Origin of the sequence: Nonomuraea sp. NPDC049400 (assembly GCF_044466425.1) — a bacterium.
In the GTDB taxonomy this organism is placed as follows: Bacteria; Actinomycetota; Actinomycetes; order Streptosporangiales; family Streptosporangiaceae; genus Nonomuraea.
The window spans coordinates 80,387-95,896 of record NZ_JBITMP010000021.1 but is presented as its reverse complement, the minus strand read 5'-3'; the positions used below and the strand labels follow the sequence as shown (position 1 = coordinate 95,896).

17 protein-coding genes and 1 pseudogene are annotated in these 15,510 nt (G+C 70.9%); 7 read left to right on the top strand and 11 right to left on the bottom strand.

The features are described from left to right. The first annotated feature begins 86 nt into the window (after window positions 1-86). The 7 genes from ACIBVN_RS30610 to ACIBVN_RS30580 all read left to right on the top strand — a co-directional run bounded on the left by ACIBVN_RS30610 (window position 87) and on the right by ACIBVN_RS30580 (window position 6,650). Window positions 87-806 (top strand): SDR family NAD(P)-dependent oxidoreductase, encoded by a 720-nt coding sequence (locus tag ACIBVN_RS30610; RefSeq protein WP_397142234.1) that lies wholly within the window; start codon window positions 87-89, stop codon window positions 804-806. Window positions 807-834: 28 nt separating this feature from the next. Next, entirely contained in the window at window positions 835-2,583 is a 1,749-nt protein-coding gene (locus ACIBVN_RS30605) for an acetyl/propionyl/methylcrotonyl-CoA carboxylase subunit alpha (protein WP_397142232.1), read from the top strand. Window positions 2,584-2,711: 128 nt separating this feature from the next. Beyond that, window positions 2,712-4,088 (top strand): hypothetical protein, encoded by a 1,377-nt coding sequence (locus tag ACIBVN_RS30600; protein WP_397142230.1) that lies wholly within the window; start codon window positions 2,712-2,714, stop codon window positions 4,086-4,088. A gap of 399 nt (window positions 4,089-4,487) precedes the next feature. Further along, a complete protein-coding gene (locus ACIBVN_RS30595; protein ID WP_397142228.1) occupies window positions 4,488-4,991 on the top strand; it encodes an AAA family ATPase in 504 nt (167 codons plus the stop codon). After that, window positions 4,988-5,608 carry a histidine phosphatase family protein gene (locus ACIBVN_RS30590; protein WP_397142226.1) on the top strand — a complete coding sequence of 207 codons (621 nt, stop codon included), beginning with the start codon at window positions 4,988-4,990 and terminating at the stop codon, window positions 5,606-5,608. Before ACIBVN_RS30595 ends, ACIBVN_RS30590 begins: the two co-directional genes overlap by 4 nt. Next, the gene (locus ACIBVN_RS30585) at window positions 5,551-6,081 is read left to right on the top strand and encodes a GNAT family N-acetyltransferase (protein WP_397142224.1); all 531 of its coding nucleotides are present in this window, start codon (window positions 5,551-5,553) and stop codon (window positions 6,079-6,081) included. Before ACIBVN_RS30590 ends, ACIBVN_RS30585 begins: the two co-directional genes overlap by 58 nt. Further along, window positions 6,078-6,650 (top strand): DUF6506 family protein, encoded by a 573-nt coding sequence (locus ACIBVN_RS30580; protein ID WP_397142222.1) that lies wholly within the window; start codon window positions 6,078-6,080, stop codon window positions 6,648-6,650. The genes ACIBVN_RS30585 and ACIBVN_RS30580 overlap by 4 nt, the downstream gene beginning before the upstream one ends. On the opposite strand, the gene ACIBVN_RS30575 is transcribed toward ACIBVN_RS30580, so the two are convergent. The 11 genes and pseudogenes from ACIBVN_RS30575 to ACIBVN_RS30525 form a co-directional block, all read right to left on the bottom strand. Then, complete coding sequence (locus ACIBVN_RS30575; protein ID WP_397142220.1) at window positions 6,647-6,928, bottom strand: gas vesicle protein K; 282 nt, start codon at window positions 6,926-6,928, stop codon at window positions 6,647-6,649. The genes ACIBVN_RS30580 and ACIBVN_RS30575 overlap by 4 nt on opposite strands. Continuing rightward, entirely contained in the window at window positions 6,925-7,119 is a 195-nt protein-coding gene (gene gvpJ, locus ACIBVN_RS30570; RefSeq protein ID WP_397142218.1) for a gas vesicle protein GvpJ, read from the bottom strand. The genes ACIBVN_RS30575 and gvpJ (ACIBVN_RS30570) overlap by 4 nt, the downstream gene beginning before the upstream one ends. Continuing rightward, the gene (locus ACIBVN_RS30565) at window positions 7,113-7,979 is read right to left on the bottom strand and encodes a GvpL/GvpF family gas vesicle protein (protein WP_397142216.1); all 867 of its coding nucleotides are present in this window, start codon (window positions 7,977-7,979) and stop codon (window positions 7,113-7,115) included. The genes gvpJ (ACIBVN_RS30570) and ACIBVN_RS30565 overlap by 7 nt, the downstream gene beginning before the upstream one ends. After that, window positions 7,976-8,293 (bottom strand): gas vesicle protein GvpJ, encoded by a 318-nt coding sequence (gene gvpJ / locus ACIBVN_RS30560; RefSeq protein WP_397142214.1) that lies wholly within the window; start codon window positions 8,291-8,293, stop codon window positions 7,976-7,978. The genes ACIBVN_RS30565 and gvpJ (ACIBVN_RS30560) overlap by 4 nt, the downstream gene beginning before the upstream one ends. A gap of 1 nt (window position 8,294) precedes the next feature. Next, the gene (gvpO, locus tag ACIBVN_RS30555; RefSeq protein WP_397142212.1) at window positions 8,295-8,657 is read right to left on the bottom strand and encodes a gas vesicle protein GvpO; all 363 of its coding nucleotides are present in this window, start codon (window positions 8,655-8,657) and stop codon (window positions 8,295-8,297) included. Between the two features lie 4 nt (window positions 8,658-8,661). After that, window positions 8,662-8,892 carry a gas vesicle protein GvpG gene (locus ACIBVN_RS30550; RefSeq protein ID WP_397142210.1) on the bottom strand — a complete coding sequence of 77 codons (231 nt, stop codon included), beginning with the start codon at window positions 8,890-8,892 and terminating at the stop codon, window positions 8,662-8,664. A 6-nt stretch (window positions 8,893-8,898) separates the two neighbouring features. Continuing rightward, the gene (locus ACIBVN_RS30545; RefSeq protein WP_397142208.1) at window positions 8,899-9,708 is read right to left on the bottom strand and encodes a GvpL/GvpF family gas vesicle protein; all 810 of its coding nucleotides are present in this window, start codon (window positions 9,706-9,708) and stop codon (window positions 8,899-8,901) included. Between the two features lie 203 nt (window positions 9,709-9,911). Beyond that, a pseudogene (gvpJ, locus tag ACIBVN_RS30540) lies at window positions 9,912-10,085 on the bottom strand (gas vesicle protein GvpJ); the annotation flags it as partial. A 166-nt stretch (window positions 10,086-10,251) separates the two neighbouring features. Beyond that, on the bottom strand, window positions 10,252-11,256 hold the full coding sequence (locus ACIBVN_RS30535) for a LacI family DNA-binding transcriptional regulator (RefSeq protein WP_397142206.1): 1,005 nt from the start codon (window positions 11,254-11,256) through the stop codon (window positions 10,252-10,254). Continuing rightward, window positions 11,253-14,015 (bottom strand): glycoside hydrolase family 3 C-terminal domain-containing protein, encoded by a 2,763-nt coding sequence (locus tag ACIBVN_RS30530; protein ID WP_397142377.1) that lies wholly within the window; start codon window positions 14,013-14,015, stop codon window positions 11,253-11,255. Before ACIBVN_RS30530 ends, ACIBVN_RS30535 begins: the two co-directional genes overlap by 4 nt. A 104-nt stretch (window positions 14,016-14,119) precedes the next feature. Next, window positions 14,120-15,319, bottom strand: a complete 1,200-nt coding sequence (locus ACIBVN_RS30525) for an ROK family protein (protein WP_397142204.1) — start codon at window positions 15,317-15,319, stop codon at window positions 14,120-14,122. Window positions 15,320-15,510 lie beyond the last annotated feature (191 nt).

Sequence of the window (15,510 nt, the reverse complement as noted above, 5' to 3'; positions counted from 1 at the left end):
GCACACCAGGCGTCGCCCGCGTTATGCCGAGCGGCTATGGTCTACCCGAGGATTGTTCGGATTCGTCCCTGGGAGCTGGCGGTCTCATGCGCGAGGTTGTGGTGACCGGCGGAGGCACCGGCATCGGATACGCCGTCGCCGCCGCTTTCGTCGCGCTCGGCGACCACGTCACCATCACCGGCCGCCGCGAACACGTGCTGAAGGAGGCCGGCTCGCGGCTCGGCGCGGCGTACGCGGCCTTCAACGCCGCCAGCCCCGTCGCGGTGAACGAGGCGCTCGACAGCCTGCCGCGGCACGTGGACGTGCTGGTCAACAACGCGGGCGGCAACACCAACCTCGATCGCCGGCAGTCCGGCCAGCTGATGGACGTGGCCGAGGCCTGGTGGGCCAACCTCAACGCAAACCTGATGTCCGCCGTCCTCGTCACGACCGCGCTGGCGCCGCGCATCAAGGAGGGCGGCAGGGTCGTCTCCATCGGCTCGATCGCGGCACGCGGCACGGGCTCCGGCTCGTACGGCGCCGCCAAGGCCGCCCTGGAGTCCTGGACCGCCGACCTGGCCGCCGAACTCGGTCCCAGAGGCATCACGGCGAACGTGGTCTCCCCCGGGCTCGTCCTGGACACCGAGTTCTTCCGCGGGCGGCTGACGGAGGAGGGCATCAGGGCCCGCGTGGAGAACACGCGCAACGGCCGCCCTGGCACTCCGTCTGACGTGGCGGATACCGTTCTCTTTCTGGCCTCCGCGGGAGCCAGGCATGTCACCGGGCAGGTGCTCCACGTGAACGGCGGCGCGTACCTGGGCCGCTGAACTCTCTCTCAGGAAGGACTTCGAGTCGGTGCGGAAGGTTCTGATCGCCAATCGCGGCGAGATCGCCGTACGTGTGGCGCGCGCGTGCAAGGACGCCGGGATCGGCAGTGTGGCCATCTACGCCGACCAGGACCTCGAGGCCCTGCACGTCAAGGTCGCCGACGAGGCATACGCGCTGGGCGGCCAGTCACCCGCCGAGACCTATCTCCACGTCGACAAGCTGATCGAGGTGGCACGCCGCGCCGGCGCGGACGCCGTGCACCCCGGGTACGGCTTCCTGGCCGAGAACGCCGGCTTCGCGCAGGCCGTCATCGACGCGGGCCTGATCTGGATCGGCCCGCCGCCGGCCGCCATCGCCGCGCTCGGCGACAAGGTCCAGGCCAGGCACATCGCGCAGAAGGTCGGCGCGCCGCTGGTCGCGGGCACCAAGGACCCGGTCTCCGGGGCCGACGAGGTCGTCGCGTTCGCGGAGGAGCACGGGCTGCCGATCGCGATCAAGGCGGCGTACGGCGGCGGCGGGCGCGGCATCAAGGTGGCGCGCAGGCTGGAGGAGGTCGCCGAGCTGTACGAGTCGGCCGTGCGCGAGGCCGTCGCGGCGTTCGGGCGCGGCGAGTGCTTCGTGGAGCGCTACCTCGACCGGCCCCGCCACGTCGAGACGCAGTGCCTGGCCGACTCCCACGGCAACGTGGTCGTGGTCAGCACGCGCGACTGCTCGCTGCAGCGCCGCCACCAGAAGCTGGTGGAGGAGGCGCCGGCGCCGTTCCTGTCGCAGGAGCAGGTCGAGGTCCTCTACTCCAGCTCGAAGGCCATCCTGAAGGAGGCGGGGTACGTCGGGGCCGGCACGTGCGAGTTCCTCGTCGGCCAGGACGGGACGATCTCGTTCCTCGAGGTGAACACGCGACTGCAGGTCGAGCACCCGGTCACCGAAGAGGTGGCGGGCATCGACCTGGTGCGGGAGATGTTCAGGATCGCCGACGGGGAGGCGCTCGACTACGGCGACCCGGCGCTGCGCGGCCACTCGATCGAGTTCCGGATCAACGCCGAGGACGCCGGGCGCAACTTCCTGCCCGCTCCCGGGACGCTGACCGTCATGCGCGCGCCTTCCGGGCCCGGGGTGCGGCTCGACGCCGGGTACGAGGCGGGGATGACGGTGCCGCAGACGTTCGACTCGCTGGTGGCGAAGCTGATCGTCACGGGGCGGACGCGGAGCGAGGCGCTGGAGCGGGCGCGGCGGGCGCTGGCGGAGTTCGAGATCTCGGGGATGCCCACCGTCCTGCCGTTCCATCGGGCCGTCGTGTGCGATCCGGCCTTCGTCTCCGCGCCGTTCTCGGTCCACACGCGGTGGATCGAGACGGAGTGGGAGAACACGATCGCGCCGTACGACCAGGAGGCCGCCTCCGGGCCGGCCGCCGCGCGCGAGACAGTGACGGTCGAGGTCGGGGGCAAGCGCCTGGAGGTCGTCCTGCCCGCCGGGCTCGGCACGTCCGCTCCCGGCGCCTCCGCCCCCGGCAAGGCGCCGCGGCGGGGCGGCGGCTCCAGGAAGGCGTCGGCGGCGGGCGGAGACGCGCTGGTCAGCCCGATGCAGGGGACGATCGTCAAGGTCGTCGCCACTGACGGGGACGTGGTGAACGAGGGCGACACGGTCGTCGTCCTGGAGGCCATGAAGATGGAGCAGCCGCTGGCGGCCCACAAGTCGGGCACGATCACGGGGCTCTCGGCGACGATCGGGCAGAGCGTCACCTCCGGCGCCACGATCTGCGAGATCAAGGACACCTGACGGCGAGCCATGGCTCCAGGCTCTTGCTCGACGGTGTGCGCTTACGAGCTCGCCTGCGGGTAACGTGCCCAGTGAGGAACTTTGCCGACCGCCCGTTCGTCCTCATGGGCGAAGGAGGCTTGCTGCCAATGACCCATTCGCTGCGCCGAGCAGGGGCCGCGATCGCGGCTCTGATCGCCGGTCTAATCGTCGTTCTTGCGCTGTCCCCTGCCGCCAACGCGGCGGCCCCCCCTGACGCTCAGTCGGTGGTGTCCAACTGGAAGAAGGATCCGCTCTACGTCGTGTCCGGCTCGCCGTTGACGTCGGACCAGCAGAACGAGATCAATGACGCGTTGAAGGGGGCCGACAGCAAGATCTACGCTGTGGCGCTCCCCGACGGCACGGTGGACAACACCAGCATTGCGCCGTACATGAGCTCGCTCAACTCCGCTTTGGTCGCCGCGGGCCGCAACCGCGCCACCATCGCCGTGCTCGACGGCCAGACACTGTTCGCGGCCTCCAGCGCCATCCGCCAGTCGGGTGTCGCGGGCCGGCTGGCCGACCTCTCGGTCACCGCGAACTCGGGCAATGTCGTTGACGGGATGAAGGACTTCGTCAACCGCGTCGACTCCGCCGTCAAGGGCAAGTCGGGCCCCGCGCTCGACCCTGACAGCCAGGCCAACCCCGGCGCCGGCGGCACCGCCGCGCTGCTGGCCCTGGGCGCGCTGGTCCTGGTCGGCGGTGGCGGCTACTTCCTCTACTCCAGCAACAAGAAGAAGAAGCGGGCCATCCAGGAGGCCAAGGACCTGGCGGCCGTCAAGCAGACCGTGGACGAGGACGTCACCAAGCTCGGCGAGGAGATCACCGCCCTCGACGCCGACGTGACGCTCGCCGGCCAGGGCGGCAAGCACATCGAGGAGTGGCAGCAGGCGCTCGACTCCTACGAGAAGGCCAAGACCCAGCTGGCCACCGTCCAGCGGCCCGACCAGGTCCGCGACGTCACCCAGACGCTCGAGGACGGCCGCTACGCGCTCGCCGTGGTGAAGGCCAGGGTCAACAACGAGCCGGTCCCGGAGCGGCGCGCCCCCTGCTTCTTCAACCCGCAGCACGGCCCGTCCATCCGTGACGTCCGCTGGGCCCCGTCCGGCGGCGCGCTCCGCGACGTGCCGGCCTGCCGGATGGACGCGGAGGCCGTGGAGCGCGGCTTCGACCCGCAGATGCGCGAGGTCATGGTCGACGGCCACCGCCGCCCGTACTACGACGCGGGTCCGGCGTACCAGCCGTACGCGTACGGCTACTACGGCGGCTTCGGCGACATCATGACCGGCATGTTCATCGGCACCATGATGGGCAGCATGCTCAGCGGCGGCTGGGGCTACGGCGGCTACGGCGCCGGTTACGCCGAGGGCTACGCGGACGCCGGCGGCGGCGACTTCGGCGGCGGGGACGCCGGCGGCGGCTGGGGCGACTTCGGCGGCGGCGGCGGCGACTTCGGCGGCGGGGACTTCGGCGGCGGCGACTGGTAAACCCCAGGGGCCCAGAAGCATGGGCCTTCGCAGGGAGGCGCTACGCGCGGATCAGCTCCGGGCAGCGCCTCCCAAGGGGGGCAAGCCCCCCTTTCGAACCCCCAAAAAAGGCGAGGTCCTCGCCCGGAGACGCGCTACGCGCGATAGAGAGCTCAGGCTGTGACCTGTGGGGGCAAGCCCCCCACACCCCCGTCTGGGGGTCTCCCGACCCCCAGCCCCCCAGCGTTGGCCAGGTGCCACCAGTGTGTGCATTACGGCCAGCGCGGAGCCACAGAGGATCAGTCGGCCTCCTGGGGCCTTGCCCACCTCGTCCGGCATGCCACGGGTGTGAGCGCGCTGAACGATGCGGACACGGTGGCCAACTGTCAGGCCTCGCGTAATACAGGCAGCATGAAACCCATGCTCATCGTCATCGGCGGCCTCCCCGCGACAGGCAAGACGACGCTCTCCCGGCTCCTGGCCACCCGCCTCGGCGCGGTCCACGTGCGTATCGACACCATCGAGCAGGCGATCGTCCGCTCCGGTCTGGCCCGCCGGCCCGTCGGCCCCGCAGGCTACATCGTCGGCTACGCCCTGGCCGAGGAGCACCTGCGCCAAGGGCTGAGCGTGATCGCGGAGTCGGTGAATCCCCTGGCCATCACCCGTGACGCGTGGCGGGAGGTCGGGGTCAGGGCAGGTGTGCCGGTGGCCGAGGTGGAAGTGGTCTGCAGCGACCTGGCCGAGCATCGGCACCGCGTGACCTCCCGCTCGACCGACATTCCTGACCTGCGGCTGCCCGACTGGCAGGAGGTCACCGACCGTGAATACGAGCCGTGGGAGCGCGAGCGCATCGTCGTCGACACCTCCGGGCAGACACCGGACGCGTCGCTCGGCGTCCTGCTCCGGAGACTTGGGCGATCGTGACGACTCGTCGGGTCCGCCTGCTGTGCCTGCGCCACGGTGAGTCGGAGAACGTCGTCGCCGGGGCCGCCGGGGCGCTGCCTCTGGCGGAGCTGACAGCTAACGGGCAGACTCAGGCGGCAGAGGCGGCCGAGTTGCTGCGGGCAGAGGGAATCACCCGGATATATGCCAGTACGGCGCTCCGGGCCCGGCAGACCGCCGAGATCATCGCGCACGTGCTCGGCCCGGCGGAGGTGGTGACGCTGCCGGGGCTCGTCGAGATGGGTGTCGGGGGGCTGGAGGGCGCCACCGATCCGGCGACCCGGGCGCGTACGGCCGAGGTCCTGCGCGCCTGGATCGTGGACGGCAGGCTGGACGAGGCGGTGGCGGACGGCGAGGACGGGCATGCGGTCGCCGCACGCGTCGTCGCCGCCCTCGCGTCCATCGCGACCGCCCACCCCGGCGAGACGGTGGCCCTGGTAGGGCACGTGGGAAGCCTCACCGTCGGACTCAGCGCCCTATGCGGGCTGGGCCGGCAGGTGTGGGGGGCGCCTCTCCCGCATGCCGTGCCGTTCCCGGTCGAATGGGATGGGCGCTCCTGGCGGTGCCCGTCCTGGCCGGGATTGCTACAAGAGCGATGAATGACCTACCTCGCCGAAGGACCCCGCGTCGGGATCCGCCGCATCGACCACCGGGACCGCGCCGAATTCCTGGCTCTGAACAGGGAGAGCACCGACCTGCTTGCCCGCTGGATGCCCGGCGACCCCATCACCACCGACGAGGCCTTCGAGCGGTACGTCGGGGCACGCGCCAGGACGGCACTCTCGGATACTGCGCCTACGCCTCCACCACCGGGCGCGGCTACCTGACCGAGGGGCTGCGGCTGCTGGTCCGGTACGCGTTCGGCGAGCTGGGGCTGCACCGCATCGAGGCGAACATCCAGCCGGCGAACGCCCCCTCACTGAGCCTGATCAAGCGCGTCGGCTTCCAGCGAGAGGGCTATTCGGCGAACTTCCAGTTCATCGACGGGGCGTGGCGGGACCACGAGCGTGGGCGATCACCCGTGCAGGGGTTGACCTCAACTTTGGTTGAGGTAGCAGACTCCCGAATATGAGCAGAGACAAGGTGATCATTTATGAGGAGGCCGACGCCGACCCGTGGACCGACGTCATGACGATCCAGAACGGGAACGGCCGCACGCGCGTGCGGGCCGTCGGCGAGCCGGGGCAGATGGTCGAGCTGGTGTCCCGGCTGGTCGGCGAAGGAGTGGACCAGGTCGAGCTCTGCGGCGCGTTCGGCGCGGTCTGGCACGCCGAGGCCGGTCGGGCGGCCGGCGGGAAGGCGCCTGTGGGGGCCATCTACTACGGGTTCGAGTCGCTGCCGGGCGTGGCCTCGTACAAGGCGCGCTTCGAGGCCGGGGAGGTGCTGTCCGAGGCGTTCCTCATCGTGCACGAAGGCGCCGATCCGGCGGTTGACGTGGTGGTGCGCGAGCGGGGTGACGGCGGCAGGACGACGTTCGTGGCGGTCCCCGACGAGGCAGCCGCCGGTGAGGTGGCGGGCACGATGGCCGGTGAGCTGCAGCTGATCGAGCTGTACGGCGGCTTCGGGCCCGAGGGGGCCGAGCCGGTCATCCGGGCCGTGGACGGCCGGGTGCCCGTCGGCGTCAGCGGATACAGGCGCTAAAGGAGGGTGCCGAGGGGGCCCAGGTCCAGGTTGAGGTCCTCGGGCGTCAGGCCGAAGCGGTCGCACAGCTCGGTCATCGCCTCCTCCAGGCGCATCAAGGTCACCCCGAGGGTCTCGATCTGCTCGTCCGACAGGTCCCCTTGCTCCATGCGGCGTACGCACTGCCGCTCCACGAGCTGGCGGACCAGCTCGACCACGGTGAGCACGAGGCGGGTCAGGTCGCGCTCGATCGTCTCCGAGTCGGCGGCTATGCGCAGGCGCGGCGCTTCCACGCTCACGCGGCCTCATCCCCCTCGATCGACACGATGATCGTACGGAGCGAGATGCGTACGAGATCCACGTCCGCGATCGACAGGACGAGGTCGCCGGTCAGGACCACGCCACCGGCCAGCAACCGGTCCAGCAGGTCCACGAGCGCCACACGTTCGGGCGGGATCCGGTCGTCGGCCACCACGTCACGTCTCAACATGCCTCCATGACCGTGAAGGAGTACGGGGCCCACGGGCCGGTGAGGCGCACCTCCACGCCTTCCCCGCCGAGGCTGCGGGCCGTCGCGGCGAACTCCTCGTCGCGGCCCTCGTCCACAAGGTAGGCGCCGTTCAGCAGCATCACCTCTTTGCGGCCGGAGAGCTGGGGGTCCTGGGCGCGATGGCGGCAGCTGGCGACGGCGAGCGACGACAGCGTCGCGTGAATGTGGTCGGCGCGGCCCACAAGCTGCCGACGGCTCTGCTCCCGGCCGCGCAGGCTCGCCCGGCGGCGCTCGAGGTACGCGGTTCCGGGCTTCCGCGCGTTGCCGCCCGCCGCCTCATGTCCCTCCCCGATCGCCGGGGAGCCCGCCGCCTCATGGCGCTCCCCGATCGCCGGGGAGGCCGCAGCCTCATCACCGCCCCCGGTCTCCGGGGAAGCCGCCCCCTCATCGCCATTCCTGGCCTCCGGGGAGGCCGCGCCCTGGCTCACGTACGCCTTGACGCCCCACTCCCTGCGCCCCGTGACGCGGGAGAGCACCTCCAGGAAGTCGTCCCTGCGCCGCTCCAGCAGGTCGCGCACCTGGTCGTCGCCCGCGTACACGGTGACGAGCCGGACCGGCGCCGTAGGGGTGGCGGCGGCCACGGCCTCCACCACGCGGTCGTGGGCGCGGGCCGTCACCGACAGCCAGTCCAGGTCCTCCAGGGAGCGGCGCAGTGGCTCCTCCCCGAACTCCGCCAGCGGCACCGTGCTCACATAGGCCACCAGGCCGGCCCCGGCGATCGTACGCACGGGGCCGACGCCGTCAGGGCACTCGACGGCGGAGCGGGCGACCGCGTACACGTACGTGCCGGAGTCGGTCATTCCTCGCCCCTCGCAGCGAGTTGGCGGCGCAGCCGGCGGTTCTCCTCGATCAGCTCGCGGTCCCGCCCCGACAGCCACGGGTCGTGCTCCCACCAGTCGATGCCGAGTTCCCTGGCCGTGTCCACCGAGGCGATCAGCAGGCGCAGCTTGATGGTGAGCAGCTCGATGTCCAGCAGGTTCACCCGGATGTCGCCGGCGATCACCACGCCTCTGTCGAGCACGCGTTCCAGAATGTCCCCGAGGTTGGCGGGCTCGCGGCTGGCGCCCCCGTACGGCTGGCGCACTACAGGGGCGGCACTTCCTACTCTGTCCACGTCACAACGCCTCACCTATGTCGGCGTTGGAGCGCCGGTACCGCCGTAGTCTCCGATATGACAACAAGTTCCCCTCCGTATCGATCTCGGCCTCGTAAAGGGCGAGGATGTCGCCTGAGGAGGGGATGCGGCGGTCTTCGATGACCTCTATCCCGATCTTCCAGCCGTCTTCGACCGGCTGGACGGCCGTCACCCCCTCGACCTGCTTCGTGGTCAGGTCGGCGATGTGCCGGAGCCCGAACTCACCGGCCGTCACGGCGGTCAACTCCCGCGGCCGCGGCTCACGGACTTCCCGCGGCTCACGGACTTCCCGCGGCTCGCGGGCTTCGCGAGGCCGGGTGGCCGTGGGGCGCTTCTCGATCATGCGATTACCTCCGCCCTGTGGCCATCAGCTGGAGCACCCGCTCGACGGCCTGGCGCTCTTCTTCCTCGGAGATCTCTCCGGCCTCCCTCGCCGCCTCGATCTCCTCCAGGTGCCGCCTGACCGAGGCGGGGTTCCTGGTCTCCCTCTCGATCTGTTCCTGGAACAGCTCGGCTAGCCAGAGCAACCCGCGGAAGGGCGCGAGCGGCCACCCGAAAACCAGCCCTAGCAGGCCCATGCGTCATCACCCCTGCTCCTGCGCGACGACGAAGTCGTAGGGCGCGAGCGGTCCGAGCAGCCGGAGGTTCACCCGTCCCTCCCAGCGCTCACCGAGCTGGCTCAGCGCCTTCTCGAGCGCCCGCTGCTCGCCGGTCTTGGCGAGCATGGCCACGTGCACCGCGTCCTGCTCGTGCGACGGCTCCCGTACGACCGCCGTCGAGTAGTGCGCGGCCAGCGCGTCCAGCGCCGTGCGCGTGTCCATATCGCGCTTGGCCTCGATCGTGGCCGCGATGAGCTCCCCGAGCCTGATCCGCTCGTTCCTGGTCAGATCCTCCGAACGGCCCCGGATGGCCTCGCGCAGGCTTGCGGCCTCCGGGTTCTCCGCGAGGATCTCCCCCAACACCGCCGACTCCACGTAACGGCCCTTGACGATGTACTCTGCCTGCCCCTCGAGGTCCCGCAGCGCGCCGAGGAACTGGTCGTGGAACGGCTTGAGCAGCTCCTCCATGACCGCCTCCGGGTTCGCCAGCACCGCGCCGAAACGGAACGGGAGCACGGGCGCCTTGGCGGCGACGGAGTCGAGCAGCCGCTCAAAGGCCAGGAGGTCGTCCGGGCGGCCCAGGGGCTGGTCCACGTTCACATCGCTCACGAGGGCGGCGATCTCGCCGTGCCGTACGAGGTGGACCTCGCCGGCCGGGTCGCCGAGCCCGCGATCGTCTGGCGCGAGCTCCAGGTCCGCGGGCACGATCCCGTACAGGTATGAGGCGATGTTCTGCTTCCGGCGCGCGGCCTGCTTGGGTACGGAGGCCCCGGAAACATTGGTGGATCGTGCCATCTCCCTCACTCTTCCTCTTCGCGCCGGCGAGGAGCCTTCTTCCTCATGCCGTGGCTCTCGACGATGTCGGTCAGCTTCTCGTCCGCAGCCTCGAGCACCCCTTGGACTACCTTCTTGGTGCGTTCCCCGCTGGGAATGCCCTTCGTGGTCTCCAAGACCTCGGGCAGGCCCTTCTCGCTCTCGGCCATGTCGAGGCGGTTGGCGGCCTCCGCGAAGCGCAGGTACGTGTCGACGCTCGCCACGACGACGCGCGCGTCGACCGTGAGGACCTCGATGCCGACGAGCGAGACCCTGACGTAGGCGTCGATCACGAGACCCCGGTCGAGGATCGTGTCTATGACGTCGGCCAAGCCCGTCGGTGTGGGACGTCCGGCCATCTGGCCGGTCGCCGCCGGTTGCACAGAAGTCATCATTCCTCCCCTTGCCTCCGGCACCCTGCCCAAGAAAGCGACACTGAACCACATAGAGCGTAAAAACGGGCAGTGCTTGGCGTAGTCGCCTGCTTGCGTTACGGAATCTTGAGGCGAAGGGGGATGTTTCGTATCAGGTGCTGGCGCGGACGGCGAGGAGGGGCGCCAGCAGGGTGGAGTCCGGCACCGCGCGGCCCTCCAGCTTCGCCATGACCAGGCGCACCGCCTCGCGGCCCACTTGCTCCGCGGGGATCAGCACCGAGGTGAGGGGCGGGCCGGCGCGCTCGGCCACGTCGTCGGGGCAGATCGCGACCACGGCCACGTCGTGCGGCACCCGCCGGTCGAGCTGACGCAGCGCCGCCAGCACGTGGCCGACCGCCGCCTCGTTGTGCACGACCAGCCCGGACAGGCCGGGGTGGTCGAGCAGCAGGTCGCGCACCGTCTCGTAGATCTCGTCGAACGTCTCCTCGCACGGCAGCGCGACGCCCTTGAGCCCGTGGGCCGCCACCGCCTCCACGAACCCCTCGCGCGTCCGCCGGGCGAACCCCGTCCCCCGCTCGTACACCACCGAAGGGGCGCCGAGCAGCGCGATCTCCTCGTGACCGCGCTCGGCCAGGTGCTCCACGCAGCGCGCGCCCGCGGCGGCGAAGTCGAGGTCCACGCACGTCAGCCCGGCAGGCTCGGCGGGGAAGCCGATGAGCACGCTCGGCTCGGGCAGTTCGCGCAGCAGCGGGACCCTGCGGTCGTCCAGCTCGACGTCCATGAGCACCAGCGCGTCCACCAGCGCGCTCGCCGCCACCCGCCGGATGCCGGCCGTGCCCTCGTCGGCGGTCAGCAGCAGCACGTCATGGTCGAACCGGCGCGCGGCCGTGACCACGGCGCTGGCGAACCGCATCAGGACGGGCACGTGCATGCCCGCCCGCAGCGGCAGCACGAGCGCGATCACGTTGGAGCGCTTGCTGGCCAGGGCGCGGGCGCCGGCGTTGGGGTGGTAGCCGAGCACGCTGATGCTGTCGAGCACCCGCCGCCTGGTGTCGGCCGAGATCGTCCGTTTGCCGCTGAGCACGTAGGAGACCGTGCTGACGGCCACGCCCGCGTGCTTGGCGACCTGGGCGATCGTGACCGTGCGCCCGCTCAAGCCCCGGCTCCGAAATCGAGCTGGGCCAGCGTCACCCCGTCGTTCTCGAACACCACATACAGATCGTGCACCCCGTCCACGACCGGAAGCGAGGCCGTGACCGCGTGATAGGCGTAGCGGTCGGTCCTCGGCACCGGGAACGTGGCCAGGGCCTCGCCGTAGAGGGGGTCGCCGCGGCGGATGGTGATCACGCCGCCTTCCGTGCTGCCCGCCGTCGCCACGCAGGTCGTCGCGGCGCCGAGGTCCACCTGCCGGAACAGGAGCCACGCGCCCTCCGCGTCGGACCTGACGGCGTCGCCGTCCACCTTGGTCTCGTCCACGAACGTGATCGCGTCGTACTCGTCGTGCGCCGCCGCGCGCAGCAGCCCCGACTGGGGCGGGACGGTCTCGCCGTCGACCTCGAAGCGGGCGCTCAGGCGCAGGTCGGTGGCGCTGCGGCCGACCATGAGCTGGTGCGACGAGCTCTCCACGACGAACCTGCCCCTGGTCACGTCCCAGAAGGCCAGCTCGGAGACGGGCAACGTCAGGGTGACGGCGCGGCTCTCGCCGGGCGCGAGGCGTACCTTCTCGAACCCGCGCAGGCGCCGCAGCGGCTGCTTGACGCGGGAGCGCTGCTGGTGGGTGTAGAACTGGACGACCTCGACGCCCGGCCTCACGCCGATGTTCGTCACGGTGGCCTCGGCTCTGACCACGTCGCCTTCCAAGTGCACGCGCAGGTCCGCGTACTCGAAGGTGGTGTAGCTGAGGCCGTGGCCGAACGGGTGGAGCGGGACGCCGCGGAAGTACAGGTACGTGGCGTCCGAGGCGATGATGTCGTAGTCGAGCAGGTCAGGCAGCTCCTGCTCCGAGCGGTACCACGTCTGCGTGAGGCGGCCCTCCGGGTCGGCGTCGCCGAAGAGCACCTCGGCCAGCGCGTGGCCGTACTCCTGGCCGCCGTGCGCCGACCACAGCACGGCCGGGAGCTCGTCGTCGGTCCAGGTGAGCGGGTAGCCGCTGGAGATCACCATGACGGTACGGGGGTTCGCCTTGCGGGCGGCCCGCACCACGGCGTCCTGGGCGGGGGCCAGGGCCAGCGTCATGCGGTCCTCGGTCTCGCGGCCGTTGACCAGCGGGTGGTCCCCGACCACCACGACCGCGACGTCGGCCGCGGCGGCCAGGCCGGCGGCCTGCTCGGTGCCGCTGCTGACCACGTCCATGGCCAGCCAGACCGCCTGGTCGGCGTCGTCCACCAGGCGCAGCACGCCGTCGTCGCCCGCGCCGACGTAGCAGCCGGTCGAGATGTGGCGCAGGGCGAGCGTGCCGCGCGGCCGCTCCTCCATCCGGAACGTCTGGCGCACCTCCCACCCGTTCGGCCCCGGCTGGTCGTTCACCAGCGTGACGCCGTCCACCGACACGAACCGGCCGGTCGCCACGGCCCGCAGCGCGTAGGCGCCGCCGCCCCAGTCGAACAGGTCGAACGTGCCCGGCTCGGCCCCGTTGACGCTCAGCGGCCCGCCCGCCGGATCGGCGGCCACCGGCCCTGCCTCGGACGACAGCGTCACCCGGTCCACGGCCTCGCAGAACACGACCTCGCACCGCTCGACCAGCCCCTGGCGGGCGGTGACCGCGTACGGGAGGGTGCCGCTGTACCAGTCCTCCATGAGCGCGTCGCCGAGCTGCCCGATCACCGCGATCTTCGTCACGCCTTCGAGCGGCAGCACACCGTCGTTCTTCAGCAGCACGAACGAGCGCCGCGCCGCCTCCCTGGCCAGCGCCTGGTGCTCGGGGCAGTTGACCACGTTGCCGTTGATGTCGTCGTACGGCGTCGCCGGGTCGAACTCACCCAGCCGGAACCTGATCGACAGCGCGTGGCGGACGGCCCGGTCCACGTCCTCCTCGCTCAGCAGGCCCTTGGCCAGCGCCTCGCGCAGGTGGCCGAGCGTGGCCTCGGAGCGGTCGTCGTCCTGGGTGAAGCTGTCGAGCCCCGCCTTGATCGCGTGTGCGTACGCCTCGGGCAGCGTGTCGTGGTAGCCCTGGAGCGCGGTGAGGTTGCCCGGCGCGTACGCGTCGCTGACCACCAGCAGGTCGTCGGGCGCCCACGCGCGCAGCGCCTGCCCGATCAGCGGGCTGAGGTGGGCCGGGCGGCCGTTGACCAGGTTGTACGACGGCATGACCGCCACGGCCACACCCTGTTCGATGGCGGGCCTGAAGGCGGGCAGCTCGTACTCGTGCAGCACTCTCGGCGGCAGGTTGCTGGAGGTCGTGCAGCGGTCGGTCTCGTTGTTGTAGGCGAGGAAATGCTTGAGCGTAGGGGCCGTCTTGAGAACTCCGGGAGCGCTCCCACGAAGTCCGCGTGCATAAGCCGTGGCCATGACGCCGGTCAGCCACGGATCTTCGGAGTAGCCCTCCTCATTGCGCCCCCAGCGGGGATCGCGCAGCGGGTTCACCACGGGAGCCCACACGTTGCGGCCGGCGCCCGCCGGGTCCTTGTGGTGGAAGGCCAGCACCTCATCACTGGTCGCCTCGCCCACCCTGCGCACGAGGTCGGGGTCCCAGGTCGAGGCCAGCCCGACGGCCTGCGGGAAGACGGTGGCGGGGCCGAGCCAGGCCAGCCCGTGCAGCGCCTCGGTGCCCGTGCGGAACGCGCCGAGGCCAAGCCGCTCGACCGGCGCCTGGTACTGGTGCAGCAGCCCCACCTTCTCCTCGAGGGTGAGCCGGCGCGCCAGGTCGTCGATCCGGTCGGGAATCGGAACCGCAGGGTCGAGGAAGGGTTCTTGCATGGTCATCCCTCTGAGAGTGTCGAAGCGCTTCGACGACCGGCCTGGGGAAGTTACGCGGACATTTCGATAGATTGACTGAAGAGTGCCCTCCCCCGTGACCGAGGTCAAGGGACTCGGGGCAATCTTCCTGAATCTATGGAGTCCAGCACCCTCGCGGCCCCGCCGAGCGCCGCCGCGTCATGACCCAGTGTCGACGCCACGACCTGGCAGCCGCCGGCTTCCTCGGCGATCACGCGGTCGGCCAGCTCGTCCTGCACGGCGGGCAGCAACCACGGCGCCAGCGGGACGTAGTAGCCGCCGAGGATCACCACCTCCGGGTTGAGCAGGTTGGCCAGGATGGACACTCCCTGGCCGAGGCTGCGGCCCACCGACTCCAGCGTGGCCAGGGTGTCCGCGTCGCCGGCGCGGGCCAGGCGTACGGACTCCTCGATCTCGACCTGGATCTCGGCCGGGGACGGGTCCTTGCCCAGCACGGCGCCGATCCCGGCCATGGCCTCCAGGCAGCCGCGGCGCCCGCAGTGGCACGCCGGTCCGTCGGGGTCGAGCTGGACGTGGCCGATCTCGCCGCTGAACCCGAGGCGGCCGCGGCGCAGCCGCCCGTCGAGGATGACGCCCGCGCCCACGCCGATCTCCCCGGTGAGGTAGATCAGGTCGGAGGCCCCGGAGTGCGCGCCGAAGCGCTGCTCGGCCAGGGCGGCGAGGTTGGCGTCGTTGTCGACCTGGATGGGGAAGCCGGGATCGCGCAGGGCCTTGGCCAGGTCTCCGCCGAGGTCGGCGTCGCGCCAGCCGAGGTTGGGCGCGATGCGTACGGTGCCCTGCACGTCGACCAGCCCCGGCACGGCCACGGCCAGACCCAGGACCTGGCGCTCCTCCTTGGCCATGCGGCCGACCACGCGCCTGACGATCGCGCCGACAACCGCCATTCCCTGGTTGACGGAGTCGCCGCCCGTGAACGAGCGCCGCCACGTCAGCAGCCGCTCCCCCGCCAGGTCGGTGGCCACGGCGGACACGTAGTCGACATTGATCTCGACGCCGATCGCGGCGTACGGCGAGCCGTCCAGCACCAGCATCGTGGCGGGCCGGCCGACCCGGTTCTCCGTCAGCCCCGTCTCACGCACGAGCCGCCGGTCGATGAGGTCCGCCACCAGGCTGGACACCGTCGCCTTGTTGAGCCCGGTGGAGGCCGCGATGTCGGCCCGCGAGCAGGGCGCGTGCTCCCGGACGAACCGCAGCACGACCGCGAGGTTGGTGGCCCGTACGTCGGCGAAGTCGGCCGGCTGCGGGCCGGTCGTAGAAGTGATCAATATCAGCCCCGTTCCCGCCAAGAGATGACCCCAGCATGCCGCATCGTGGGCTCCCTTCACCAACCTGTGACCGTTCGCCAGACCTGCGACCGTCGCGATCCCTTGTGGCTGCGGTCACAGTCTACTAATTTGTTTGGTCGGAATACCAACTAATTTTTGGTGAGCCTGTTCTTAACCCTGAAAGAAGGGAG

Bases quoted from the DNA above. Each gene is read 5' to 3' on its own strand.
- ACIBVN_RS30595 (WP_397142228.1), top strand. From the start codon at position 4,488: ATGCTCATCGTCATCGGCGGCCTCCCCGCGACAGGCAAGACGACGCTC.
- gvpJ (WP_397142218.1), bottom strand. From the start codon at position 7,119: ATGTTGAGACGTGACGTGGTGGCCGACGACCGGATCCCGCCCGAACGT.
- ACIBVN_RS30585 (WP_397142224.1), top strand. From the start codon at position 5,551: ATGGGATGGGCGCTCCTGGCGGTGCCCGTCCTGGCCGGGATTGCTACA.
- ACIBVN_RS30600 (WP_397142230.1), top strand. From the start codon at position 2,712: ATGACCCATTCGCTGCGCCGAGCAGGGGCCGCGATCGCGGCTCTGATC.
- ACIBVN_RS30545 (WP_397142208.1), bottom strand. From the start codon at position 9,708: ATGGCACGATCCACCAATGTTTCCGGGGCCTCCGTACCCAAGCAGGCC.
- ACIBVN_RS30530 (WP_397142377.1), bottom strand. From the start codon at position 14,015: ATGCAAGAACCCTTCCTCGACCCTGCGGTTCCGATTCCCGACCGGATC.
- gvpO (WP_397142212.1), bottom strand. From the start codon at position 8,657: ATGATCGAGAAGCGCCCCACGGCCACCCGGCCTCGCGAAGCCCGCGAG.
- ACIBVN_RS30610 (WP_397142234.1), top strand. From the start codon at position 87: ATGCGCGAGGTTGTGGTGACCGGCGGAGGCACCGGCATCGGATACGCC.
- ACIBVN_RS30580 (WP_397142222.1), top strand. From the start codon at position 6,078: ATGAGCAGAGACAAGGTGATCATTTATGAGGAGGCCGACGCCGACCCG.
- ACIBVN_RS30565 (WP_397142216.1), bottom strand. From the start codon at position 7,979: ATGACCGACTCCGGCACGTACGTGTACGCGGTCGCCCGCTCCGCCGTC.
- ACIBVN_RS30550 (WP_397142210.1), bottom strand. From the start codon at position 8,892: ATGGGCCTGCTAGGGCTGGTTTTCGGGTGGCCGCTCGCGCCCTTCCGC.